The 25,382-nt window shown below is 70.8% G+C and carries 18 protein-coding genes and 1 riboswitch; of the genes, 8 read left to right on the forward strand and 10 right to left on the reverse strand.

What is annotated here, in order from left to right:
• Positions 1–200 precede the first annotated feature (200 nt).
• The gene (locus AB0D53_RS16075; RefSeq protein ID WP_362446011.1) at positions 201–3,611 is read right to left on the reverse strand and encodes an AAA family ATPase; all 3,411 of its coding nucleotides are present in this window, start codon (positions 3,609–3,611) and stop codon (positions 201–203) included.
• 313 nt (positions 3,612–3,924) lie between these two features.
• A complete protein-coding gene (mgtA, locus tag AB0D53_RS16080) occupies positions 3,925–6,642 on the reverse strand; it encodes a magnesium-translocating P-type ATPase (protein ID WP_362446014.1) in 2,718 nt (905 codons plus the stop codon).
• Between the two features lie 298 nt (positions 6,643–6,940).
• A riboswitch (M-box (ykoK) riboswitch) is annotated at positions 6,941–7,115 on the reverse strand.
• Positions 7,116–7,212: 97 nt separating this feature from the next.
• Here mgtA and AB0D53_RS16085 point away from each other — a divergent pair.
• Positions 7,213–7,584, forward strand: a complete 372-nt coding sequence (locus AB0D53_RS16085) for a metalloregulator ArsR/SmtB family transcription factor (RefSeq protein ID WP_362446017.1) — start codon at positions 7,213–7,215, stop codon at positions 7,582–7,584.
• Positions 7,585–8,344: 760 nt separating this feature from the next.
• Here the strand turns inward: AB0D53_RS16085 and fusA are convergent.
• The gene (fusA, locus tag AB0D53_RS16090) at positions 8,345–10,450 is read right to left on the reverse strand and encodes an elongation factor G (protein WP_362446021.1); all 2,106 of its coding nucleotides are present in this window, start codon (positions 10,448–10,450) and stop codon (positions 8,345–8,347) included.
• A 534-nt stretch (positions 10,451–10,984) separates the two neighbouring features.
• Here fusA and AB0D53_RS16095 point away from each other — a divergent pair.
• Positions 10,985–11,617, forward strand: a complete 633-nt coding sequence (locus AB0D53_RS16095) for a class I SAM-dependent methyltransferase (protein WP_362446024.1) — start codon at positions 10,985–10,987, stop codon at positions 11,615–11,617.
• Between the two features lie 19 nt (positions 11,618–11,636).
• Here the strand turns inward: AB0D53_RS16095 and AB0D53_RS16100 are convergent, their stop codons facing one another.
• Both AB0D53_RS16100 and AB0D53_RS16105 read right to left on the reverse strand, forming a co-directional pair.
• Positions 11,637–11,963: a hypothetical protein gene (locus tag AB0D53_RS16100; RefSeq protein WP_362446027.1), complete on the reverse strand. Its 327-nt coding sequence runs from the start codon at positions 11,961–11,963 to the stop codon at positions 11,637–11,639.
• Positions 11,964–12,083: 120 nt separating this feature from the next.
• A complete protein-coding gene (locus AB0D53_RS16105) occupies positions 12,084–12,968 on the reverse strand; it encodes a DUF2510 domain-containing protein (RefSeq protein ID WP_362446433.1) in 885 nt (294 codons plus the stop codon).
• Positions 12,969–13,076: 108 nt separating this feature from the next.
• On the opposite strand from AB0D53_RS16105, the gene AB0D53_RS16110 reads away from it, so the two are divergent.
• From AB0D53_RS16110 to AB0D53_RS16135, 6 genes are all read left to right on the forward strand, one after another.
• Positions 13,077–13,856, forward strand: coding sequence for a crotonase/enoyl-CoA hydratase family protein (locus AB0D53_RS16110; RefSeq protein WP_362446030.1), 780 nt, complete (start codon positions 13,077–13,079; stop codon positions 13,854–13,856).
• A 91-nt stretch (positions 13,857–13,947) separates the two neighbouring features.
• Positions 13,948–14,997, forward strand: a complete 1,050-nt coding sequence (locus tag AB0D53_RS16115) for a S66 peptidase family protein (protein ID WP_362446033.1) — start codon at positions 13,948–13,950, stop codon at positions 14,995–14,997.
• Between the two features lie 186 nt (positions 14,998–15,183).
• Positions 15,184–15,930, forward strand: coding sequence for an FCD domain-containing protein (locus tag AB0D53_RS16120; protein WP_362446036.1), 747 nt, complete (start codon positions 15,184–15,186; stop codon positions 15,928–15,930).
• Between the two features lie 174 nt (positions 15,931–16,104).
• Complete coding sequence (locus AB0D53_RS16125) at positions 16,105–16,872, forward strand: (Fe-S)-binding protein (protein ID WP_362446039.1); 768 nt, start codon at positions 16,105–16,107, stop codon at positions 16,870–16,872.
• A complete protein-coding gene (locus AB0D53_RS16130; RefSeq protein WP_362446042.1) occupies positions 16,869–18,413 on the forward strand; it encodes a lactate utilization protein B in 1,545 nt (514 codons plus the stop codon). The genes AB0D53_RS16125 and AB0D53_RS16130 overlap by 4 nt, the downstream gene beginning before the upstream one ends.
• Positions 18,410–19,042 carry an LUD domain-containing protein gene (locus AB0D53_RS16135; RefSeq protein WP_362446045.1) on the forward strand — a complete coding sequence of 211 codons (633 nt, stop codon included), beginning with the start codon at positions 18,410–18,412 and terminating at the stop codon, positions 19,040–19,042. Before AB0D53_RS16130 ends, AB0D53_RS16135 begins: the two co-directional genes overlap by 4 nt.
• A 51-nt stretch (positions 19,043–19,093) precedes the next feature.
• On the opposite strand, the gene AB0D53_RS16140 is transcribed toward AB0D53_RS16135, so the two are convergent.
• Genes AB0D53_RS16140 through AB0D53_RS16160 form a run of 5 tightly spaced genes read right to left on the reverse strand, consistent with a single transcriptional unit; the run spans position 19,094 to position 25,329 of the window.
• On the reverse strand, positions 19,094–20,995 hold the full coding sequence (locus AB0D53_RS16140; RefSeq protein WP_362446048.1) for a DUF2264 domain-containing protein: 1,902 nt from the start codon (positions 20,993–20,995) through the stop codon (positions 19,094–19,096).
• Positions 20,992–22,032 carry a hydroxyacid dehydrogenase gene (locus tag AB0D53_RS16145; RefSeq protein WP_362446051.1) on the reverse strand — a complete coding sequence of 347 codons (1,041 nt, stop codon included), beginning with the start codon at positions 22,030–22,032 and terminating at the stop codon, positions 20,992–20,994. The genes AB0D53_RS16140 and AB0D53_RS16145 overlap by 4 nt, the downstream gene beginning before the upstream one ends.
• Before the next feature lie 35 nt (positions 22,033–22,067).
• Positions 22,068–22,940 carry a carbohydrate ABC transporter permease gene (locus AB0D53_RS16150; protein WP_362446054.1) on the reverse strand — a complete coding sequence of 291 codons (873 nt, stop codon included), beginning with the start codon at positions 22,938–22,940 and terminating at the stop codon, positions 22,068–22,070.
• On the reverse strand, positions 22,937–23,941 hold the full coding sequence (locus AB0D53_RS16155) for a sugar ABC transporter permease (protein ID WP_362446057.1): 1,005 nt from the start codon (positions 23,939–23,941) through the stop codon (positions 22,937–22,939). The genes AB0D53_RS16150 and AB0D53_RS16155 overlap by 4 nt, the downstream gene beginning before the upstream one ends.
• A 47-nt stretch (positions 23,942–23,988) precedes the next feature.
• Positions 23,989–25,329, reverse strand: a complete 1,341-nt coding sequence (locus AB0D53_RS16160; protein ID WP_362446060.1) for a sugar ABC transporter substrate-binding protein — start codon at positions 25,327–25,329, stop codon at positions 23,989–23,991.
• Positions 25,330–25,382: the final 53 nt, after the last annotated feature.

Raw genomic sequence — 25,382 nt, forward strand, 5'->3', positions numbered from 1 at the left:
CTCGCAGAAGCCACTTGGACCCCCTGGGCGTCCCGCCCAGGGGGTCCTCGGCATGCTCGGTCGCCGTCACCCTCTCCGATTCCCGCTTCGGTACGCCCGGGCCGGTCGCGGCCACACGCCGAATGCCACGACGGCTCCGGTGACGGTGAGATCGAACCATGCCTCAGCGCTGTGGACCCGGGCGCCGGTGTCCTCCGTCTTCAGGTGGTGTGCTCGGCTGGGCTCGAAGTCCCGGCCGGCCCCCCACCGGCGCTTGGGAACGTCAATGTTCGGTGCCCCGCCTCGCGCAGGAGCATCTGCGCCTGCTCCACCCGCAACGCACCTGCCGGATACGGCAGAGCGGCAGCGAGTGAGCCGGCGCCTGCCAGTTCCGCCGCTCCCTCCTCCGCGCGGTCCAGGCGGCACAGGCCGACTCCGAGAACGACACGCGCTTCGACCTCGGCGAGGCGCTCTCCGGCGACGGTGGCCCGATCGGCCTCTTTACGGGCGATTGCGTACGCCGACTCCGCTCGACCGTCCAGGAGGTGAGCCCAGGCCGCGAGGACCGGTGCGTCGGTGGCGTAGCCGCCGAGGGCGTACAGCGCATGGCCGGGCCGGTCCGTGTGCAGGGCGAGTTCGGCGCGCGCCGTGCGTACCTCGTACGCCGCCTGCCGGTCCTCCAGACCCGCGGCAGCCCGCGCGGCGAGGTCCAGGGTGGCTGCCGCACTCGGCAAGTCGCCGACATGCAGGTGGGCGCGGGCCTGTGCCGCAAGGGCATAGGGAAGACACCAGCTGCCATCCGCCTCGGCGCCGGTCACGGACGCGGTCGCCAGCACCGAAGCAGTGTCCGACTCGTTGAGCAGCAACCACAGTTCGGCCAGGTTCGCCTGTTCGAACGCGGTGGCCGTCGGGTCACCGGACTGCTCGGCAAGGTCGAGGGCTCGCTCGCCGAAGCCGACGGCCTCGCGCAGCCTCCCGGCACGTCGGGCGTTCTCCCGCAACATTGACAGGACTGTACCGAGCAGCGTCGGGTCGCCGTACGTCTCAGCCGGCTCCAGTGCCAAGTCGCCGGCCTCGCGGGCCTGCTCGAAGCGGCCTGCCAGGCCCAGATTGGTGGCCTGCAGCGCGTAGGAGCGGGCGAGGAGGCCCTGTCCTCGCCCGCCTGGCACCCGGTGGGCGGCGGGAAGTGCTTGACGGGCAGCCGCGTGCCCGTCGTCATACCGACCCTCGAAGGCGCAGACCACGGACAGGGCCAGCCGGTGGACCGAGGCAGCTTCGGGAGCTGTGTCCGCGGTCACCGGGTGGTCGCGCAGGACTTGCCGTCCGGCAGCCGGAGCGCCGGCCTTCACCAGCGTCTCAGCCAGATGGCCCGCGGCCAGCACCACGAGGTCATGGTTGTTCCGGCGCACGAACTCGTCGAGCGCCGCCCGCAGCGCGTCGGTGGCACGCTCGAACTGGCCCATGCGGCGCAGTACCTGGGCATGCGCGAGACGCGCGCGGGCGGCGTCCGCATCGAGCCGGGCGACCAGGTCGCGGTAGTAGTGGTCGGCGGTGTCGTTGGCGTAGAGGGCAGCGGCACGCTCGGCGGCGCGGCGCAGGTACTCGGCGGCGCGCGGGTCGTGGGCCCGCGCGAAATGTGAGGCGAGTGTGTCGACCGCGTCGGGCCTGCGCCGCCGCACGGCCTGCGCGAACGCGGCATGCAGTTGCCTGCGGCGTAGGGCAGTGAGGGTCTCGTAGCAGGTCAGACGTACCAGCGGATGGCGAAAGGCGAGCCCTGGCTCGTGCCGCCCGGCCACTACGACGAGCCGCTCCTCGACGAACCCGGCAGCGATCGCCCGTTCCAGCGCGGCGGTTGCGGCCGCCCCGGCCACGGCCGGGTGCAGTCCGTGCGCGATCACGTCGAGCAGTTCGGACGAGGCCGTCTCGGGGCCCGCGACGGACAGTGCCTCCACCATGCGTCGCGTGTCCGGGTCCAGCCGCGCGAGCCGCTCGGCCACCAACTGCCTTACCCCATCAGGCGCGACGCTCTCGGCAGCAGATCCTGCGAGCCCACGGGACAACTCGACGGCGAACAGCGGGTTGCCGAGGGACAGCGCCCAGACACGCTCCAGCCGCTCGGTGTCTCCGGAACCGCCGGCATCGCGGGCCACCGCGAGACAGTCCGCCTTGCCAAGCCGTCGCACCGGTCGCCCGACGGCGAGCCCCTGGCGCAGCAGCGCCCTGACACCAGCGCGCCGCGAGTCGGTGTCCGACAGGTCCTCGTCGCGGTACGTCACCAGAAACCGCAGTCGAGGCCCGCGCCCGCCGGCACGTCGCGCCAGATGGCTCAGCAACTGGTACGAACCCTCGTCGGCAGCTTGCATATCGTCGAGGACCAACCACACCGGCCGTACGGACGCCAGCTCACCCAGCAGCCCCGCCGTCGCCCTGAACAGCCGGTCGCGCGCCTCTTCCGGACTGCGTTCACCCAAGCCATGTGCCTGCCCCAACGACGGCAGGAATGCCACCAGCTCGGGATACTCGGCGCCGACCCGCGCACGCGCCGTCACCTGCTGTTCGGCGAGCCACCCGTCGAGAGCCTCTGCGAACACCCCGTACGGTGTGTGCCCCTCCGCGTCATGGCCGGCCCCCCAGAGCACGGCGCAGCCCGCGTCGGCGGCACGGCGCGCCGCCTCACTCGCCAGGCGGGTCTTGCCCACCCCTGCCTCGCCTGTGAGCAGTCGCACCGGCGGCCCTGCGTCGGTGAGCAGATCGCGGAGCAGGTCGTCCCGACCGTGCAACGGTGATGCGGCGCTGCCCCTCAGCGGCGCGGGCAGTGCAGGCCTGGTGGTGGTGGCCAGGGCGGGCTCGGCGGCGAGTGCGGCCCTGTGCAGTTGCTCGGTCTCGGGCCCGGGACGGACACCCAGCTCGGTCTCGAGTGCGTCCCGGCACACGTGGTATTGGCGCACGGCCCGCAGCCGCAGTCCCTGCCGCAGGTAGACATTCATCAGGATGCGGTGTGCCACCTCCTCGGCGGGGCTGGCCGAGAGGACCGATGCCGCGGTGGCCTCGGCCTTCGGCAAGTCGCCTTGTTCCAGGAAGGCCGAGGCGAGGGCGACCCGTATCTCTTCCTGCAGCGCCGAGAGCTGCCTGCGCCGGCGCTCGGCCCAGCCCGCGTACCGGTCCTCCGGCAGTAGTTCCCCTTCGAACTGTTCCGATGCCTTCTCCAGCTCTGCCACGTCCCCGGAGGCCAGCGCGGAACGTGCGGCCTCCTCGGCCTGATCGGCATCGACCCGCACGGTGGCGGGAGCCAGGAGCAGCTGAGCCCCGTCGGAGACGAGATACGAGGAGATGGCGCGCGGGGCCAGTTCGGGTTCGAGGGCGCGGCGCGCGGCGTGCAACGCGACACGCAGGCTGTTGGTCGCGGCCTGAGGCTCGGTGTCCGGCCAGCAGAGGTCCAGGATCTGCTCCCTGTGCAGCCGGTGCCCCGGAGTGACGGCAAGCAGCTTGACCAGCGCCTGGGCGGTCTGTCTTGGCCAGTGCTCGGCAAGCGCCGGGCCGCCGTCGCGCGTGGCGCGGAATCCGCCGAAGAGGTGAAGGCGCAGCAGGGGCGCGGAGCGGGCGGCGCCGGGTGGTGTCTGCTGCGCGTTCATCGGTGCGCCACTGTAGCCGAACACGCTCAGGCCCCTGTATCTGCCCCGGGGCCCGGGCAATGGTGGTGCAGCTGTGGTCAGGACAGCGCGAATGCCGTTGCCCGGCGAGAGGACGACGCCGCGCAATCGCTCAGCCATCCAGTCGATGGCGAGCAGAACCTGGTTGTCGTCGAGATCGGCTGTCAGATCGCTGCGAGGCATCGCCCCTCACGGTGGCGTTGCCGACGGAGTGGCGGTAGGACCGTCCGCGGCCGACGCCGATCCCGTGTCCGGGGCACACGGGCGATGCCCTGGACACGGGATCGGCACTGGGCTACAGCCAGGTGCCGAACCGCTTGATGTAGCTGGTCTTGAGGAACTGGGTGAGTGCGCAGTAGCCGAGGAGGGTGGCGATGAGCAACGGGAAGTACGTCCAGGGCAGTGACTGCATCTGCAGGGTGCCGGCCAGGGGCGAGAACGGCAGGTAGATGCCGATTGCCATGATCGTGCCGGTGAGCAGCAGGACCGGGGTGGCCGCGCGGGACTGGATGAAGGGGATCCTGCGGGTGCGGATCATGTGGACGATGAGGGTCTGGGAGAGCAGTCCCTCGATGAACCAGCCGGACTGGAAGAGGGTCTGCTCGCCGACGGTGTTCGCGGAGAACACCCACCACATGGCGCAGTAGGTGCTGATGTCGAAGATCGAGCTGATCGGGCCGATGCAGAGCATGAATCGGGACAGGTCGCCGGCGGCCCACTTGCGGGGCTTCTTCAGGTAGTCCTCGTCCATCTTGTCCCATGGGATGGACAGTTGGGAGATGTCGTAGCAGAGGTTCTGCACGAGGAGGTGCACGGCGAGCATCGGCAGGAAGGGCAGGAATGCGGAGGCGACGAGTACGGAGAAGACGTTCCCGAAATTGGAGGAGGCCGTCATCTTGATGTACTTCATGATGTTGCCGAAGGTGCGCCGGCCCTCGATCACGCCGCGCTCCAGGACGGTGAGATCCTTTTCGAGCAGGATGATGTCCGCGGATTCCTTGGCGATGTCGACCGCGGTGTCCACCGAGATGCCGACGTCCGCGTCGCGCAGGGCGGCGGCATCGTTGATGCCGTCGCCGAGGTAGCCGACGGTGTGGTCGCCGGACTGCAGGGCGCGGATGATGCGGGCCTTCTGGACCGGGTTGACCTTAGCGAACACCGTGGTCTTCTCGGCCAGTTCTCGCAGCTCGTCGTCGTCGAGGGCGTCCAGGGAGCGGCCGAGCGGGATCTCGCCGGCATCGAGGCCGACGTCGTTCGCCACCTTGCGGGCGACCAGTTCGCTGTCGCCGGTGATGACCTTGACCGTGACGCCGTTGTCGCCGAGCGCGGCGATCGCGGATGCGGCGGTGGCCTTGGGCGGGTCGAGGAAGGCGACGAAGCCCACCAGGGAGAGGCCGGACTCGTCGGCGACCGTGTATGCCCTGCGCTGTGCGGGGAGGTTTCGTGTGGCGACGGCGAGCACACGCAGCCCTTGGCGGTTCTGGCCCTCGGCGACGCGTCGCACTCGTTCACGTGCGGCGTCGGTCAGAACGATGTCGCGGCTGCCTTCGCGGACGTGGGCGCAGGTGTTGAGGATCTCGTCCACGGCGCCTTTGGCGATGATCACGTGGGTGTCCTGCTCGCGTTGCAGGATGACCGACATGCGGCGGCGGGCGAAGTCGAAGGGGATCTCGTCGACCTTGGTGAAGCGGGCGGCGGCCAGCAACTGGTCCCCCTCACCGACGTGGTCGATGACCGCCCGGTCCAGGAGGTTCTTCAGGCCGGTCTGGAAGGAGCTGTTGAGGTAGGCGAATTCCAGTACCTCGTCGTCGGGGCGCCCGAGTGAGTCGAGGTGGCGTTCCAGGACGATGCGGTCCTCGGTAAGGGTGCCGGTCTTGTCGGTGCACAGCACATCCATGGCGCCGAAGTTCTGGATGGCGTTGAGCCGCTTGACGATGACCTTCCGCTTGGACATGGCGACCGCGCCGCGCGCCAGGTTGGCGGTCACGATGACCGGCAGCATCTCCGGGGTGAGGCCGACGGCCACGGACACGGCGAAGAGGAATGCTTCGAACCAGTCGCCCTTGGTCAGTCCGTTGATGACCAGCACGATCGGGGTCATGACCAGCATGAAGCGGATCAGGACCCAGCTGACCGATCGCACCCCGCGGTCGAAGCTGGTCTCGGGGCGGGAGCCGGACAGGTTCTTGGCCATCGAGCCGAAGTACGTGCGGGATCCGGTTGCGGTCACCACGGCCGTGGCCGAGCCGGAGACGACCGAGGTGCCCATCAGGCACAGCGTGGCCGACTCCAGCGGGTCCGCACCGGCGGCAGGCCGGCCGTCGGCCTCCTTGTGGGCGACGGCGCCGAGGGTGTCGTACTTCTCTACGGGCAGTGACTCGCCGGAGAGTACGGCCTGGGAGACGTGCAGTTCCTTGGAGGTGAGCAGTCGGCAGTCTGCCGGGATCATGTCCCCCGCCGCGAGGCGCACCAGGTCGCCGCGGACCAGGTCTTCGATCGGCACTTCCCGCTCGATGGGGTCTGCGTGCTTCTCCGCCCGCCGCACGACGGTGGCCGTGGTGGTCACCATCGCCTTCAGCGTCTCGGCGGCCCTGGTGGAGCGGAACTCCTGCCAGAACCGCAGGAAGACGCTGACCAGCACCATAGTCGTCAGCGTGATCATGCCCTTGGGATCGTCCGTCAGGAAGAACACCACATCGAGGCAGATCAGGATGAGAATGAAGGGGTTCTTGAAGGTCGCCGCCAACTGGAGCAGCGGGTGCGGCGGGCGGTCGTGGTCGACGGTGTTGTGGCCGTACTGGTCGAGCCGTCCGGAAGCGTCCTGCTCGGTCAGGCCACGCGGGCTCGTGCCCAGGTCGCGGAGTATGTCGGCCTGGGAGGCCGACGCCGTCGCCACCAGTTCCGCGCCGATCTTCGCGGTGGCGGCCCCGAGGACGTCGGTCTTGCGTCCCTTGCGGACGGGACGCTGCGGCCCTGACCGGGCACGCTCCAGCTCTTTTACGTTCTCGCTCATGGCAGGTGGCTCATCTCTGTATGCGCTGGGGCATGCCGAAGGCGGGCGCGGCAAGCCGGCCCGCGGCCTCGGCGGCCCCGGGGCGGGGAAGCGAAAGGATTCACTGAAGGGGTGGTGGTGTTGGCGGGAGCGGACCCGCTCAGCGCGCTACCGCGTCAAGTGCGACGGCCGGCACGGGAGAGGGGAATCCGCGGGTGTACTGCCGCTGGGACTCACTGCTCTCACCCCCTTGCTGCCGGACCGACGAGACGCAGCAGAAGGCACGCCACACTCCATGCCGTTCATGGCATGGCAGGGCCGCACACCTCCTCGTCAGAGCTTTGGCACTACGCGGCGTATCGGACCCGGCGGGTCAAGAAGCCACTTGGGGTCACCCCTTAGGCCGGGGAGACCTGTCCTGACCTGGAGCGTCTCTCGACGGGGAAGGTCAGTGGCCTGTGTCCGCGTAGAAGCCTCACCGAACGAGGTGCTACAGCCATGAGTGAACACCCCGCTACCCTTGATAGTCAAGCGGGGGCGCAAGTAATATGGGGTGGTCGCCCGCACCTCGCCCCGAAAGACACGCAGCCTGTGACTGGCATCCCGCATGACGAGTCCCCCCGGCCCCTGAGTGCCCGCCAACTCCAGCAAGCTGCCGGCACGTTCGGGATGCTCGCCGCGACCAATCGGCTCCAGATCATGTGGCTGCTCTCGCAGGGGGAGAGCGACGTCGGTACTATCGCCGACAAGGTCGGCGGCACCGTCGCCACGGTCAGCCAGCATCTGGCAAAGCTCAAGAAGGCCGGAATGGTGAGCGCCCGCCGTGAGGGCCGCCGCCAGGTCTATGTGATCGACGATCCCCATATCGCCATCCTTGTCGATCAGGTCGTCGCCCATCACCGCGAACTCGACGAGCGAGGGACCGGATTGGGCGCCCTCGCTTCGGGCCGCAAGGGCGCCTGACCCTATCCGCAAGGAATCCGGCCATCCGGCAACATCGGCCGTGGGGACCGTCGGCACAGCCATGACGAACTCGCGATGGCCGGTGTGTGGAGTCCTTGCGCCCCGTGGCGCCGACGTGGATGCAACACCACACCTCGGCCGTGGCTGTTGTGTGCGACCTGTGGGCGCTGCCCGACCATCCTCTCGCGGGTGCCGCCTGTGCACAGGCGGCACCCGCATCGGCGATGGACATGGGCGTGGCTTGGCTTTCGTGAGGACGCCGGCGAGCGACCGCGGCGGCGATCCGCTGCTGTGGGGGCAATTGGGTGTGGGCACCGCTGGGCGGGGAGGTACGAGGATGAACGCACCAGCAGTGATCGGGTACGAGACGTGGACCCCGGAGCCCGATCGTGAGCCGGACGCCGAGCCGACGACGCACGGGATGGAGTGTGCGGTGTGCGGGCAGTCTTCGGCTGCCACCGAGGAGTTCACCTACGGGCAGTCCCGGGTGCCGAAACACTGCGGCAAGCATCCGCCCCGGCGCCACACCTTCCGGGAGCCGATCACGCGTCCCCGGCGCAGGTGGCGGGCGCGCTGGGCCAGCGGCCGGATATGCCTCACCAAGGCGGGCAACCCCCACAACAGGGCCCTGTCCGTGGTCCTTCTCGAACCCGGCGCGAAACGGCTCACGTTCGAGGGAGTGGCCCGGCCTCCCGCGCGGGAGGCCGCGGCGGCGGGCCAGGCCGGCCCCGCCCGCGGACGGGCGGGGCCGGCACGGTCGCTACCGGCCGGCCGTCTCCGGGGAGACCGGCTTCGGCGCCGGGGCGTAGCCGGTGGGGCGGGAGGTGAACGTTCCCCGGCCCTGGGTCCGGCTGCGCAGCCGGGTCGCGTAGCCGAACAGCTCCGCCAGCGGCACGGTCGCCGTGATCACCGCGGTGCCCGTCCGGGTGATGGAGCCCGAGACCCGGCCGCGCCGTGCCGCCAGATCACCGAGAACCCCGCCCACGGCGTCGTCGGGCACCGTGACGGTGACCTCCGCCACCGGCTCCAGCAGCACCATCGCGCTCGCGCGCAACGCCTCACGGAGCGCGAACCTGCCCGCCGTGCGGAACGCCATCTCCGAGGAGTCCTTGGAGTGGGTGGCCCCGTCGGTCAGTGTGACCCGCAGCCCGGTCACCGGATGCCCGCCGAGGGGACCCTCGGCCAGCGCGTCCCGGCACCCGGCCTCCACCGCACGGACGTACTCCTGTGGCACCCGCCCGCCGACGACGGTCGACCGGAACACGAAACCGGCGTCGTCGCCGTTGTCGGCGTCCAGACCGTCGCCGGCCTCCAACGGCTCCGCGTCGAGGACGACATGGGCGAACTGGCCGGCGCCCCCGTCCTGCTTCACATGCCTGTACACCAGCCCGGACACCCCGCGGGCGACCGTCTCCCGGTACGCCACCTGCGGCCTGCCGACGCCGATCTCCAGCTCATGAGCGCGCCGGATCTTCTCCACCGCGACCTCAAGATGCAGTTCCCCCATTCCCGAAAGCACCGTCTGCCCGGTCTCGGGGTCGGTACGGACCCGCAGCGAGGGGTCCTCCTCGACGAGCCGCGCCAGCGCCGTCACCAGCCGTTCGGTGTCGGTGCTCCGGCGGGCCTCCACCGCCACGGTGACCACCGGGTCGGCCGAGACGGGTGGTTCGAGGACCAGGGGCGCCGCGGGAGCGCACAGCGTGGCCCCCGTGCGGGCCGTCTTCAGCCCGATCACCGCGACGATGTCCCCGGCCACCGCCGTTTCCACGTCCGAGTGCCGGCCGGCCTGCACCCGCAGGATCCGTCCGATGCGTTCGTGGCGCCGCGTGCCCGCGTCCAGCACCGTTTCCCCTTTCCCGATCGTTCCGGAGTACACCCGCAGAAAGGCCAGCCGTCCGGTGGCCGTCGAGTTCACCTTGAACACCAGCGCGGCGAAGGGCGCCGCCGGATCGGCGGCCCGCTCCTGGACCGTGCCGTCGAGGGTGCCGCGTACCGGCGGCACGTCCAGCGGTGAGGGCAGGAATGCCACGACGGCCTCCAGCAGCGGCTCGATCCCCCGGTTGCGGTAGGCCGAGCCGCACAGCACCACGACGGCCTCACCGGTACGGGTCAGGTCGCGCAGTGCGGCCACAAGAGTCCGCTCGGAGACGCTGGACTCCGCGCAGAACTCCTCCAGTGCGGCCGGATGGAGTTCCGCCACCGTCTCTTCGAGCAGCCGCCTGCGGCGCCGCGCCTCTTCGCACAGCCCGTCCGGCACCCGCACCTCCTCGTAGGTGTCGCGGCCCTCGGCCCAGACCAACGCCCGCATGCGCAGCAGATCAACCACTCCGGTGAAGCCGTCCTCGCTCCCGATCGGCAGCTGGACCACCAGCGGGACGGTGTGCAGCCGGTCCCTGATCGAGGCGACCGCGGTGTCGAGATCGGCCCCGGCGCGGTCCAGCTTGTTGACGAAGGCGATCCGCGGCACGCCGTGCCGGTCGGCCTGCCGCCACACCGACTCGCTCTGCGGCTCGACACCCGCGACGGCGTCGAATACCGCGATCGCACCGTCCAGCACCCGCAGCGAGCGCTCCACCTCGTCGGAGAAGTCGACATGCCCCGGGGTGTCGATCAGGTTGATCCGGTGACCGTCCCAGGTGCAGCTCACCGCGGCGGCGAAGATGGTGATGCCGCGGTCCCGTTCCTGGGAGTCGTAGTCGGTGACGGTCGTCCCGTCATGGACCTCGCCCCGCTTGTGGACGGCGCCGGTGAGATAGAGGATCCGCTCGGTGACGGTGGTCTTGCCCGCGTCGACGTGGGCGAGGATGCCCAGATTGCGAACGGCGGTCAGCGGACTGGTGGGTTGACGGTGGAGTTCGGTACGCACGGCCCAGGGCCTTTCGGAATGATCCGGAACGGGACGGCGCGATTCCCGGACGGCCCGGCCGGTGATCGGGCCGGGCGAGGACCCCCGAAGCGGTGCGTCACACCGGCGGAACGCCACCCGGGCGTATCGACGCCGGGCGGTGCGGGGTCAGTTGTTCGTCGCGGGGGACCGGTACGGGCCGCGCAGCCTGCACCGGGCGCACCTGGACACCAGGATCACCTCGTACCGCGACGGGGGAACGACGGCAGCGGTGCGGTAGCGCACGGCCGGTCTCCCCTCGCTCGTCACGGTGCGCGCCGCGGAGCTGCCGCGGTGCGCGAATCGTGGCGAGTCTAGTGAACCCGGGTGCGGGCGGGGAACCGGTTTTCGGGGCCGCCGCCGACGGTGGTGCGGGGCGAGCCGCACCACCGTTCTTTCGTGGGCGTCACGGGGGTTCTGGTGCCCATGTGGCTTGCCAGGTACGGGCGTTGAAGGCGTCGGCGAATGATGAAACGATTCCGGGGACCGCAGGGGGCTAAGGAAGGAACAGCATCGATGGACGAGGACCACGGCCTCGCCGCCGCCACGGTGTTCGACGCACTGGGCGCCGACTACGAGCGGGCTTTCGGCGGATCCGCCGCCCATCGCGTCTCGTTGCAACGGCTGCTGGGCGACCTTGCACCGCGCAGCCGGGTCCTGGACGTCGGCAGTGGTACGGGGCGGCCGACCGCGCTGACCCTGACCGAGGCCGGGCACGATGTGGTGGGGGTCGATGTCTCGCCCGTCATGGCCGAACTGGCGGTCCGGCAGGTGCCCGGAGCGGAATTCGAATGCGCCGACATTCGCGAACTCCCTTTGCCGGATGGCACTTTCGATGCGGCCTGTGCGTACTTCTCACTGCTTCAGATGTCCCGGGAGGACCAGGCCGGGGTGCTGCGGAAGCTTGCGCGACTGCTGGTTCCCGGCGGCCATCTGGTTGTGGCCACCGTGCCGCTGGACGTCGAGGACTTCGGCGTCGTCTTCATGGGGCACGAGGTGCGGGCGACGAGCTTCGGACCGGAAGAGTTCACCGAGCTGGTCACCGAGGCCGGCTTCTCGGTGGTGTGGGAGCAGAGCACCCTCTTCACCCCGGAGTACGAAGCGGCGGTGGCCGAGCCCCAGTTGTTCCTGCACTGCCGACGGGCCTGACACCGGGGCCGGCGCTCCTTCAGCGCTCGGCCGGCAGCCGTTGCGGGCGGCGCGCGCCCCGGACCCGGGTACACCGCCGCACCAGGGAGCCGGGGCGCCCGCCCGCACGCAGTGGGCCCTTCCAGTTGCGCAGCGCCTGCCTGCCGCACCCACGCCACTGCGCGGGCGAGACGGGTGCGGCCTGCCCGCCCCGCGTGACCAGCGCGTTGACCGGAGTCATCGGATCCGTAGCCAGGGTCTTGGCGAGCAGTACGCCGATCACCAGCGGGGCCAGGGACAGCGCCAGGGTCGTGCCGGCCGTGGTGACCTGCTGGATGCGGGGGCGGCGCGGTGCGTCAGGAAGCATGACTGTCATTCGACCAGCGGCCGTCCGCCGCCGGATCGGACGACGTACTCAGCTCGACCCGCCCTCGTACTCACACCCGGATGCACGAGGGCGGGGCACCGCGCCCGTCCGGGACGGGACCTACGCGTTGGTGCCGGGTCCGGAACCCGTTCCGGAGGCGGCCTTGATGCCCTTGGTGATGTCGTCCATGACCGAGAGCGCGGGCGCCTTGGAGTTGATGTCGAAGCCGGACCGGACCACGATCAGCATGTCCTTGGAGCGGGGGGACGGGAAGGCCAGCGACTGGACGTACCCGTCGTCACCGTTCTTCGTCACCACCTTCCAGCGCACGACGTAGCCCTGCCGGCCGGCCACGGTGACCGGTTCGGACTTCAGCTCCTGATGCGAGGTGATGCCGCCGTAGATCTTCTCGCCGTACGATTCCGTGGCATTGGCGGAGATGTCCTTCACCGCCGTGGCCTTCGCGGTCGTGGTGTCGAGCTTCAGGCCCTTCGCGGGCATCGAGAACACCCCGCCGCGCACGCACTGCTCGGAGGTGTCACCGGGGCAGGGGTACTCGCCCGTGGTCACCCCCGCACCGGCGATCCCGGAGCTGCCCTTCCAGCCGTCGGGCACCGGCAGGCTGATCCCGCTGGTCAGGTCCGTGGCGTAGCCGTCCTCGGCCTGCGGCATCTGCTGCTCGGGGCTCCCGCTCTCACCGCCGCCGCCTCCGCGCGGCGCACCGGGCCCCCGGCCGGGGGCCTCGGACGGCGCGGTGGACGGATTCGGTGCCGCGCGTCCGTCGGTGCCGCCGGAGTCGTCCGACAGCAGGACGAGGCCGCCCCCGATGGCGGCCAGGACCACCACACCGGCGGTGATGCCCAGTCCGATGCGCATCCGGCGGCGCCGGACCACGGCGGGAGGCACGCGCAGCTGGTCGGTCCAGCGGGTGCCGTCCCACCAGCGCTCGTGGACGGGACCGATTCCTGTGTACCCGGGGTCTGGGTGCCAGCCGGGCGGGGTCATCTGGGTCACGGGCCCCACCGTAGAACGACTGCGTGAGAATCGCATGAATCAGCTGTGCCGGCGGGGTTCTCCGCCGTCTCCGTGTCAGCCACTGTGGGAGGCCGAACGATGAGTGAACGACCAGCCGTGCGGATCGAGCGCGACGGCGCCGTGTTCACGGTGATCCTGAGCCGGCCCGGGGTCCGCAATGCCGTGGACGGGCCGACCGCGAGCCGACTGGCCGATGCCTTCCGGGAGTTCGACGAGGATCCGGACGCGTCCGTCGCCGTGCTGTGGGGCGAGGGCGGTACGTTCTGTGCGGGCGCGGACCTGAAGGGCATCGGTACGGAGCGGGGCAACAAGGTCCTGGCCGATGGCGACGGGCCGATGGGGCCGACCCGGATGCGGCTGAGCAAGCCCGTCATCGCGGCGGTCTCCGGCCATGCGGTGGCCGGGGGCCTGGAGCTGGCCGTCTGGTGCGACCTCCGGGTGGCGGAGGAGGACGCGGTGTTCGGGGTGTTCTGCCGCCGCTGGGGTGTGCCACTGGTGGACGGCGGAACGGTGCGGCTGCCACGTCTGATCGGTGAGAGCCGGGCCATGGACATGATCCTCACCGGGCGGCCCGTCCCGGCTGCGGAGGCGTACGCCATGGGGCTCGCCAACCGGATCGTGCCGACCGGCGAGGCACGCGGAGCGGCAGAGCGGCTGGCCCGGGAGATCGCCGCTTTCCCGCAACTGTGCCTGCGCCACGACCGGCTGTCGGCGCGCGAGCAGCACGGTCTGAGCGAGCCGGAAGCGCTGGCCGCGGAGTACCGGCACGGTCTGGTGCCGCTGACCTCGGGGGAGACGCGGGCCGGGGCCGAACGGTTCGGGGGTGGCGCCGGCCGCCACGGATCCTTCGACGAGTGACCGGTGGACCGGCGGCGGTGCCCGCTCCGCCGCCGTCGGCCGGACCGAAAATCCGACGACGCCGCCTCGGCGGCCGCCCTACGCTCATCGGATGTCGATCACTGATCAGTACCCCGCCAAGCCCCGGCCCGGTGACCGGGTCGCCGTGCTGTCCCCCTCCTCCGGTCTCCCGGGCATCCTGCCCCTGCCCCATGAACTGGGACTGCGCAGGCTCCGCGAAGAATTCGGGCTCGAACCCGTGGAGTACCCGACCACGCGGAAGATGGGCTCCACGCCACAGGAACGGGCCGCCGACATCCACGCGGCGTTCGCCGACCCGGACATCAAGGCCGTGATCTCCAGCATCGGCGGCGACGACCAGATCACCGTGCTGCCGCACCTGGACCGCGAGCTGCTGCGTGCCAACCCCAAGCCCTTCTTCGGGTACAGCGACAACACCAACCTCCTGGTGTTCCTCGAGAACCTGGGCCTCGTCGGCTATCACGGCGGCACGGTGATGGTCGAGATGGGACGTCCCGGCGCGCTGCACCCGTTGACCGCCGAATCCCTGCGGGCCGCACTCTTCACCCGTGGCGCCTTCGAACTCACCCCGGCCAAGGAGACCGGCGGGGCGAACGGGCGGTGGGAGGAGCCCCGCACCTTCGACTCCGAGCCCGAGATGCGGCCCTGCGACGGTTGGATATGGCACAACGCCGACGGCCGGACCGTGAAGGGCGCCGGCTGGGGCGGAAGTCTGGAGATCCTGTCGTGGATGCTGATGGCCGATCGTGAGATCCGGCCGGTGGACAGCTACGCGGGACGGGTGCTGTTCCTCGAAACGTGCGAGGAGATGCCCTCGGCCGACGAGGTCTACCGGATTCTGCGGAACATGGGGGAGCGCGGTCTGCTCGCGCAGTTCCCCGCCGTTCTCATGGGCCGGGCCAAGAACTGGTCGTTCGAGCAGCCGCTCGACGCCGAGGCCGGGGAACGGTTCCGCCAAGAGCAACGGCAGGCGGTTCTGAGGGCGTTGAGCGAGTACGCTCCCCGGGCCATGGCCGTCCTCGACGTGGACCTCGGACACACCGACCCGCAGCTGGTCATTCCGTTCGGCGGGCAGATCGAGGTGGACGGAGTGGGCCGCCGCATCGTCGTCACCTACTGAGCCGGAGCCGGAGCCGGAGCCGGAGCCGGAGCCGAGACCGGAGCCGGAGCCGAAACCGCGACCGCAGCCGGAGCGCGGGTGGCGCCCGATCTTTGGTCCGACCATATGCGGTGTGTGACATAGTTGAAGATCGGGCAGCAGAAGCGACGGCAACCGGACGATTCCGGCCGAGGCAGGGGGTGACGGATGCCCGTCGAGTGGCAACCCGTACGGCAGTCCCGTACGCATGAGCTCGTGCTCCAGAGCATCGAGGAACGGGTGTTCGCCGGTGAACTCCGGGCGGGCGACCGCCTGCCGCCCGAGCGCGAGCTCGCGCCGGTCCTCGGCGTCAGCCGCTCCGCGCTGCGCGAGGCGCTGCGGGTGCTGGAGACCATCGGTGTGCTGGTCGCGCAGCCGGGCCGGGGGCCGGATGCCGGGGCACGGATCGTACGCAATCCCGACGACGCGCTCGGGCGGCTGCTGCGACTTCACTTCGCGCTGGGCAGCTACAGCCTGGAGGACGTCCTGGAGGCGCGCGTCGTACTGGAGAGGTCCAGTTTCGAGGCGGCCGCTAGGCACGCCTCCCCGGAGGACATCGACGAGGCGGAGGCGCTGGTCGTGCGCATGGGGGAGCCGGATGTCGGGGTGCCGGAGTTCAACGACCTGGACACCCGGTTCCATGTGCACATCGCCCGCAGCTCCGGCAACGAGCTGACCTCCACACTCACCTCCGCCGTCCGTGAGTCGGTGCGCCCGCTGATCCTGCGGGCTCTGGAGGAGGCCGAGGACTGGGCGGTCACGGCAGCCGCGCTCAACGCGGAGCACACCGAACTGCTGGGGCTGGTGCGCGCCGGCAAGGGCGCGAAGGCCGCCGATCTCGTCGAGCGGCACATCCGCAGTCTCCACGGCACGCTGGTCGACGAGAACTCCCACCGGGTGCGCGAGGATTCCTGACCCGCGCGGAGGGTTCTGGCCAGGTGGACCGGAGCCCTCCGTGCACGCGTTCAAGAGTTGTCTGAATTGTCAGGTGCATGTAATTCAAGCGTGGCGCCGCAGTCTTCATGTTCCGGACCGAGGCTAGTATGGTCGGACCATATAAATGCAGAAGCGAACGATCGGGGAGACCCCATGCGCATCGGACTCTTCGCCACCTGTCTGGGAGACACGCTCTTCCCCGAGGCGGTGAAATCGACCGCGGTCCTGCTCGCCCGCCTGGGCCACGACGTGGTGTTCCCGCCGGGGCAGACCTGCTGCGGTCAGATGCATGTCAACACCGGCTACCAGCGCGAACCCGTGCCCCTGGTGCGGAACTACGCCGAGCAGTTCGGCGACGCCTCGATCGAAGCCGTCGTCATGCCGTCCGGATCGTGCGCGGGCTCGGTCCGTCACCAGCACGAGATCATCGCCGAACGGTACGGGGACGCGGCGCTGCGCGCGGGCGTCGCCACCGTCAAGGCCAAGACGTACGAGCTGTCGGAGTTCCTCGTGGACGTCCTGGACGCCGAGGACGTCGGCGCGTACTTCCCGCACCGTGTGACGTACCACCCCACCTGTCACTCCCTGCGCATGCTCCGCGTCGGGGACAAGCCCCTGAAGCTGCTCCGGGCCGTCGACTCCATCGACCTCGTCGAGCTCCCCGAAGCCGACTCCTGCTGCGGATTCGGCGGCACCTTCGCCGTCAAGAACGCCGAGACGTCGACCGCGATGCTCCAGGACAAGATGCGCAACATCGCCACCACCGGCGCCGAGGTCTGCACCGCGGGCGACTCGTCCTGCCTGATGCACATCGGCGGTGGACTCTCCCGGATCAGGTCGGGCACCCGCACCCTGCACCTCGCCCAGATCCTCTCCGCCACCCGCACCTCGCCGTACGTCCCCACGGAGGCCGTCCGATGAGCAGCACCTTCCTCGGCATGCCCGCGACCCCGCCCCGTTCCCCGTACGGGACCGGCAATCTGCGCGGCGACCGGAAGTTCCCCGAAGCCGCCCACGACGAACTGCGCAAGGAACAGCTGCGCCGCAACCTCGGCCGGGCCACCCGCACCATCCGCGCCAAACGCCTCGACGTCACCGGTGAGCTGCCCGACTGGGAAGCACTGCGCGAGGCGGGTTCGGCCATCAAGACCGACACCATGAACCGGCTCCCCGAACTCCTGGAGCAGCTGGAGCGGAACGTCACCGAGCGCGGCGGCACCGTCCACTGGGCGCGCGACGGCGTCGAGGCCAACGAGATCGTCACCCGGCTGGTCAAGGCGACGGGCAGCAGCGACGTCATCAAGGTCAAGTCGATGGCCACCCAGGAGATCGGCCTCAACGAGCACCTCGAATCGGTCGGCATCACCCCGTACGAGACCGACCTCGCCGAACTGATCGTCCAGCTCGCGCACGACAAGCCGTCGCACATCCTGGTTCCCGCGATCCACCGCAACCGCGACGAGATCCGGCAGATCTTCCTCAAGGAGATCCCGGGCGTCGACCCGGGACTGGACAACGTACCCGCGCATCTGGCCGCCACCGCCCGCGCCTATCTGCGCGAGAAGTTCATGACGACCAAGGTCGCGGTCTCCGGCGCGAACTTCGGCATCGCCGAGACCGGGACCCTCGCCGTGGTGGAGTCCGAGGGCAACGGCCGCATGTGCCTGACGATGCCCGACACCCTGATCACCGTCATGGGCATCGAGAAGGTGCTGCCGCGCTTCCAGGACCTCGGAGTCTTCCTCCAGCTGCTGCCGCGCTCCTCCACCGGCGAGCGGATGAACCCGTACACCTCGATGTGGACCGGGGTGACGCCGGGCGACGGGCCACAGGAATTCCACCTGGTCCTGCTCGACAACGGACGCACCGCGGCGCTCGCCGACCGGATCGGACGGGAGGCCCTCAACTGCATCCGCTGCTCGGCCTGCCTCAACGTCTGCCCGGTGTACGAACGGGCCGGCGGTCACGCGTACGGATCGACGTACCCCGGACCGATCGGCGCGGTCCTCACCCCGCAGCTCGCCGGGATGCACGCGGCCAAGGGCGACCCCAACAGCTCGCTCCCGTACGCCTCCAGCCTCTGCGGCGCCTGTTTCGACGCCTGCCCGGTCAAGATCGACATCCCGTCGCTCCTGGTCGAACTGCGCCACCAGAACACCGAACAGTCCGGCACGACGGCGGAGAAGCTGGCCATGAAGGCCGCGGCCACCGTCATGAAGCACCCGAAGCTCTTCACCGCCGCGCAGAAGGGGGCGGGGATCGGCCGCGTCGTGGGCGGGCGGGACGGCAGGATCTCGCATCTGCCGCCGCCGTTCAACGGCTGGAGCGCGAGCCGGGACACCGCGGTGCCGCCGAAGCAGACCTTCCGCTCCTGGCTGGCATCGGCGGAGGGTGCCGCGACGATGCGGGCCGCCGCGGGCGAGTACGAGAAGAACCGGAAGCAGAAGGAGGAGGAGCAGTGACGACCGCTCGCGAAACCGTGCTGGGCAGGATCAAGGGCGCCCTCGCACTCGCCCCCACCCCGGACACCACCGTCCCGCGCGCCTACCGCACCGGCCGTACCCTCCCCGACGACGAACGCCTGGCCCTCTTCACCGACCGGCTCGTCGACTACAGGGCCACGGTGCACACCTGCACCGCCGGCGGCACGGCCCAGGTCGTCGCCGGGGTGCTGCGGGAACACGGGGCGCGGCGGATCGGTGTGCCGGCCGGACTCGATCCGCGATGGCTCGACACGTACGACGGAGAGGTCCAGCAGGACTCCGCCGACATCCCGGCGCCCCGGCTCGACGCCCTGGACGGGGTCCTCACCGCCTCGGCCGTCAGCTGTGCCGAGACGGGCACGATCTTTCTGGACGGCTCGCCCGACCAGGGACGCCGGGCGCTGTCCCTGGTCCCCGATCTCCATGTGTGCGTCGTCGATCTGTCCACGGTCGAGGCCGGTGTGCCGGAGGCGGTGGCGCGGCTGGATCCCCAACGGCCCACGACGCTGATCAGCGGACCCTCGGCCACGTCCGACATCGAGCTGGAGCGGGTGGAGGGCGTGCACGGTCCGCGCACCCTCGCCGTGGTGATCAGGACGGACCGGTAGGGCCTTGCCCGCGGGCGGGGTGCGCGGCGCGACGGCCGCGCACCCCGGCGCTCAGCCGTGCGTGACCGTCATCGGCTCGAAGCGGATACGGGTCGTCGCCGCATCCCGGGCCCAGCGGACCTCCACCGTGTCCCCGTCCACGGTCACCCCGCTCACCACCGTGTCGAGCGGCGCCGCGCCGGGCTCCGCGGTCAGCGAGGCGAGCGAGACCAGGACCACCGTGCCCTCGGCGGGCGCGGCGAGCCTGGGCACCACCGCCCAGGGGGTGTACGCGGTGCCCTGCGGGGCCCGTACCTCGTCGCGGGACTCCCAGCCGTACAGCCCGTGCAGGTCGGAGGTCAGGGCGTCGTCACGGCCGGTCGCCCAGCCGGTCTGCTCCACCCGGGCCCCGTCCGGCGCGCCGACCACCCGGTGCACCCGCAGGTCGTAACGGCCGTGCGCCACGGTGACGCTCTCCACCCGCATCCCCGGCACCATCGGGGAGCCCGAAGTGAACACCGGGCGGTGCCAGGAGGCGGCCCAGCCCCAGCCGTCGCCTCCGCCGGCACCCAGCGCGCGGATGACCCGGCGGCCACTGCGCACCCCGGCGACCACCACGGCCAGATGGTTGTCCGCCGCGTTCCCCCCGGCCGTGGGGCCGGTCACCGTGGAGTACGAGTGGCGGCTGTACAGCGGGTCGTCCTGCACACCCGACTCGCCCTCGTGCGGACGCACATGGTCGCTGCCGTGGTTGTGCAGCCGTACGATCCCGTCCGCGCGGGTGGACTGTACGAGCAGCCCCGGCGCGGGCAGTGCGAGCACCCGGTCCGGTCCCTCGCTCGGCGCGGGCTCCTCGGTCGCGGCCCACAGCGGATGGCCCTCCGGCGCGAGCAGCGAGACGAAGGCCTTGGACGCCCAGTACGGCGACGCGGGCGCCGAGTAGTTCTGCAGCGACGCCTCGTGCGGGCCGTGCCAGCCCAGGTTCAGCAGCCCGTCCGTGCCGGTCGCGCCCCGGTCCAGGAAGTAGCGCAACGACCCGCTGATCACTCGCCGCGAGGCGCCGGGGGTGAGCGGGGTGTGCCCGCTGATGGCGCCCAGCGCGACCGAGGAGGCGGCCGCGAAGCGGTAGGTCAGCGAGCGGCCGAAGTGGATCGGCGCACCGTCGCCGCCGAACAGCAGCGAGAAGCCCTCCAGGTGCTCGCGCAGCCGGGCACCGTAGTGCGCGGACAGCTCCGCGTCGCCCGACAGATGCGCGTCCAGCATCGGGTAGAGGTGCAGCGCCCAGCCGTTGTAGTGGTCGAAGGCGCGGCCGTCGCCGTCCGCGTACCAGCCGTCGCCCCGGTACCAGCCCTCCAGCAGTTCGAGGGCCCGCTGCTTGGCCCGGGCCGTCTGGGCGTCGCCACGGCCCACCGACTCCAGGAACCCGGCCACGGAGTAGGGGAAGAGATACCAGTTGTTGGGGGAGGGGACGTGCCGCAGCGCGTCGCGCAGCCACTCCTCGGTCCGGTCGCGCACCCCGTCGTCCAGCCGGTCCCAGAGCCACGGCCGGGTCAGCCGCAGGCCGATGGCGACCGAGGCGGACTCGACCATGGGCTGCCCGAAGACGGAGTGGTCGCGGATCAGCGGCCAGGACTCGGCATCGTCACGGCCAGGGGTAAGGGTGCCGGCCGTGAGCCCGTCCGCGTACCGGTCGAGCCAGCCGTGCGGGTCCTTGCCGTCCGCGCCCGCGACCCGGAAGGCGGCGGCGAGGAAGGTGCGCGCGTAACCCTCCAGACCGTCGGAGCGCACTCCGGACGCGGACGGCCTGCCCGGCAGGTCCAGCAGCGCGCCGCCCGGCGTGGCCCACTCCCAGGCCGCCCGGAGCAGCCCGTCGGCAGCGGCCTCCCAGTGCGCGCGGGTGTAGCCGGTGTGCGGGCTCGACGCCCGGTCCTCGGCGGGGAGTTCGATCGGAGAGATCGGGTGGGGAGCGGTCATGCGAGAAATGCCAGCCTTTCGCGTCGTACGGGATGGGCGAAACCGTCGCCCGCGGCCCAGCGGCCCGCCTCGTCCGCCGCCAGATCGACCAGTCGTCGCAACTCGTTGCCCTGCGATCCGGCGAGGTGCGGGGTGATCAGGGCGTTCTCGCACTCCCAGAGGGGGTGTGCCGCGGGCAGTTCGTCGGGATCGGTGACGTCGAGGATCGCCCGGATCCGCTTCTGCCGGAGTACGTCGATGAGCGCGTCCTGGTCGACGACGGCGCCGCGCGCGGTGTTGATGAGCACGCCGTCCGGGCGCATCGAGGTGAGCAGTTCACGGCTGACGAGCCCGCGGGTGGCTGGCAGCAGTGGGGCGTGGACGCTCACCACGTCGCTCTGCGCGAACAGTTCGTCGAGGCCGACGGACCGCACGCCGAGCGCGGCGGCCTCCTCGTCACGGACGTACGGATCGTGCAGCAGGACGGACAGGTCGTAGGGGCGCAGCAGTTCGACGACGCGCCGGCCGATCATGGAGGCGGACAGGATTCCCACGGTGCGGCCGTAGTTCCCGACCCGGTCGGGGGTGGCGAGCCAGTTGTCGCGGCGGTGCCGTGTCCGGTAGTCATGGGCCCGCTCCAGGACCCGTTTGCCGGAGAGCAGGATCATCGCGACGGTGTACTCGGCCACCGGCAGCGCGTTGGCGGCGGCCGCCGAGGACACCTCGATGCCGCGTTCCCAGCAGGCCTCGGTGATGTGCCCGCGGACGCTGCCCGCGGTGTGGACGACGGCACGCAGGCGCGGCGCCGCGTCGAGGGCGGCCGCGTCGAGCGGCGGGCAGCCCCAGCCGGTGACCAGGATCTCGACGTCGGCCAGCACACCGCGGGCCCGGTCGGTGGAGAAGTCGTCGATCGCCGGCAGCGGCGCGAGATCGCACACCGCGTCGAGTGCGGCCAGGGACCGGGAGCCGAGGAGCGCGTCCGCGGCGGCCGGTTTCATGGCGACGGCGGCGCGTGGCCGGTTCGGGGCGGAGGGGGTGGCGGGGTCTGGGCTGGGCATCTCTCTCCTGGCGGGGGACGGGGGCGGTGGCCCGGTCACTTCACGGCACCTGCGGTGAGCCCCGACTTCCAGAAACGCTGGAGCAGGGCGAAGGCGAGGATCAACGGCAGGACCGCGAGCAGCGAACCCATGATCACGACGGGGTAGTACTCGGGTGAGACGGTGGCGGCACTGTTCCATGTGTAGAGGCCGAGGCTGACCGGATAGAGATGCTGGTCGGAGAGCATCACCATAGGCAGGAAGAAGTTGTTCCAGATCGCGGTGAGCTGGAAGAGGAAGACGGTGACCAGGCCCGGCCCCAGCATCCGCAGGGCGACCCGGAAGTACGTGGTCAGCTCGCCCGCTCCGTCCATCCGCGCCGCCTCCAGCACCTCGTCCGGCACATACCCCCGGCTGAAGATCCGGCCGAGGTAGACCCCGAACGGGTTGAAGAGCACCGGGATGAAGACCGACCAGAAGGTGTTGACCAGGCCGGTGCGGGACGCCATCAGATACAGCGGCAGCGCGAGCACGGTCTGCGGCACCATGACCGCCGCCAGCACCAGACCGAACAGCTTCTCCTTGTGCGCGAAGCGGTACTTGTCGAAGGCGTACCCGCAGGCGATGCTCACCAGCGCCCCGAGCGCGGCGCCGAGGACCGCGTACAGCAGGCTGTTGCCGTACCAGCGCCCGTACAGCCCGCCGTCCATCGCGAACAGGTCCTTGAGGTTCTGTCCGAAGGAGAAGTGGTCCAGCGAGAGCACATCGCTGCCGAACAGGGCGTCACGGTCCTTGGCGGCGGCGAGCACCAGCCACAGCACGGGCAGCAGTGTGTACAGCACCGAGATGCCGACGACGAGATTGACGACGGAGCGGCCGAGGAGCCGGGGCCGCCGTGCGGCGGCGGTGCGGGTGGAGCTCGCACTCATCGGGCGTCCTCCTCGGGGGCGCCCGCGCGGTTGGACCAGCGGGTGACCCCGTACGAGAGGGCGATCGTGCAGAGGAGCAGGACGACCGAGGCGGCCGCGGCGAGACCGTAGTTGTTCCGGGTGAACGCCGCGTCGTAGATGTACATGCTGGGCGAGAACCGTGAGTCGATCATCGGCGTGGCCTGGCCGAGCAGCATCGGTTCGGTGAACAGTTGCAGGGCGAAGATCAGAGTGAACATCGCGACCATCACGATCGACGAACGCACCAGTGGGGTTTTGACCTGGAGCGCGGTACGGACCGGGCCCGCACCGTCGACCACCGCTGCCTCGACGACCTCGCGCGGCACGGCCTGCAGGGCGGCGTAGAAGACGACCATGTTGTAACCGAGGTTGCTCCACAGGGCGATGTTCACGATCGACGGCAGCACGGTGTGCAGGCCGAGGAAGTCGATGGTGATGTCCGCCTCGGCGAAGAGGTCGATCACCGGGCTCAGCCCCGGCGTGTAGAGGTACAGCCAGATGAGGGCGGCGATGATGCCGGGCACCGCGTGCGGCAGGAACAGCCCCAGCTGGGCCCAGGACCGCAGCCGTACCACCCCGGAGTCCAGCAGGAGCGCGAGCGCGAGCGCGCCGGTCACCATCAGCGGGATGTAGATCAGGCAGTACAGGAACACCGTGCCGAGCCCGCTCAGGAACGTCGGGTCGGTCAGGACGGCGGTGTAGCTGCGGAGCCCGACGAAGACCGTGCGCTCCGGGCCGAAGCCGAGCCCCGGCTGGTCGTCGGCGAAGAAGCTGAGCCGGACGGCCGTCCCGACAGGGATCAGGAAGACCGTCACGAGCAGGACGAGGAAGGGGGCCATCAGAGCGCCGCACGCGCCGAGTTCACGGCGCCTGGCGGTCCTGCGGGCACCTCGGGTCCGTCCGCGGGCCGGACCGGCGGGCGACGCCGGCCCGGGCGGAGTACCCGACGGGCGTGCGGGGGTGGTGAGGGGGCTGGTCATGGTGTCACCTGCCTCTCTGCTGCGGGGAAGGGGGACGGGGCTCGGTTTCAGGTGCTGTGCTCGGTGGTGGCGAGGCCCAGCGCCCTGAGGTCCGGCATGGTGCCCCGCTGGGTCGCGCGCACGGCGTCGATCAGTGAGCCCCGGCCGCCGCCCACGCGGGCGAAGCCGTCCTGCATCACCTTCTGGGAGGCGGACATCCGGGGGCCCCAGATCCAGCCGTCCCTGATCCTGTGCGCCTCCTGCTCGAAGAGCGCGTAGATGTCCTGCCCGTTGTAGTAGCCGCGATCGAAGGCCTCGCGGCCCACCGCCACCAGGTCCGGGACGGCCGGGTACTGGCTGCTGGTGCCGCTGGACAGCCGGGCGCGCAGCGCGTCGGGGTGCGACACCTGCCATTCGATGAACTCCATGGCGGCCTCCGGGTGCCCGCTGCCGGAGGTGACCGCGAAGGTGGACCCGCCGTGGGTGCCGAGCGAGGGTGCGGAGAGGCTCCACTGGGGCAGCGGCGCGATGGCCCAGCTGCCCTTCTGCGCGGGCCGGGCGTTCATCTGCGCCCCGGCGTCCCAGGCACCGCTGAGCCGGGTGAGCACCTGGCCGTCGGCGAGCTGGGCGTCGTACTGCCGGCTGTCGACGGCGTTCACGACGACCAGGTCCTGGTCGATCATCCGCTGCCAGTACGCGGCGACGCGGCGGCTCGGCGCGTCGGCGAAGGACACGTTCCAGGCGCCGGCCCGGGTGTCGAACCACTGGGCGCCGGCCTGCCAGGCGAAGGAGGCGAACTGCGGGGCGCCATCGGTCGCGAAGGCCGTCAGACGGCGGCCGGGTGCTGTGCGGCGTACTGTCCGGGCCACGTCCTCGAACTCGTCCCAGGTGCGTGGGACCGTGAGGCCGTACTCGGCGAAGAGGTCGGTGCGGTAGTGCATCACCATCGGCTCGACGTCCAGCGGCACGCCGAAGACGCGGCTGTCGAAGGTGGTCAGGCCGAGGGCCTGCGGCAGCAGCCGGGCGCGCAGGCCGTCGCCGACGAGGCCGGTGATGTCACGGGCGACCCCGTCGATGGCGAAGCCGGGGAGCTGGGGGTACTCGATCGTCGCGACGTCCGGGGAGTTGCCGGCCCGGGCGGCGTTGCCGAGCTTGGCGTAACCGCCCATGCTGCCCGCGGGGACCTGCTGGAAATCGACCTGGACGGTGTCATGGGTGCGGTTGAAGGCGTCCACCACCTGCCGGCTGCCGCGCAGGGCGGACCAGAAGGTGATGCGGGTGGCGCGCTTCCCGCTTCTGCCGCCCGGGCCGGACGGCGCGTCGCCGCCGCCGCAGGCGCCGAGCGCACCCGCCAGCGGAAGGGCGGCGATCGTGGACAGCACGGACCGACGGCTCTGTCGACCGGGCATCTGCGCCTCCCGCGGCTTCTCAATCGGCTCACGGGGAATCCTGATCGGCTGAT

The organism is Streptomyces sp. NPDC048295, assembly GCF_040652135.1.
In the GTDB taxonomy this organism is placed as follows: Bacteria; Actinomycetota; Actinomycetes; order Streptomycetales; family Streptomycetaceae; genus Streptomyces.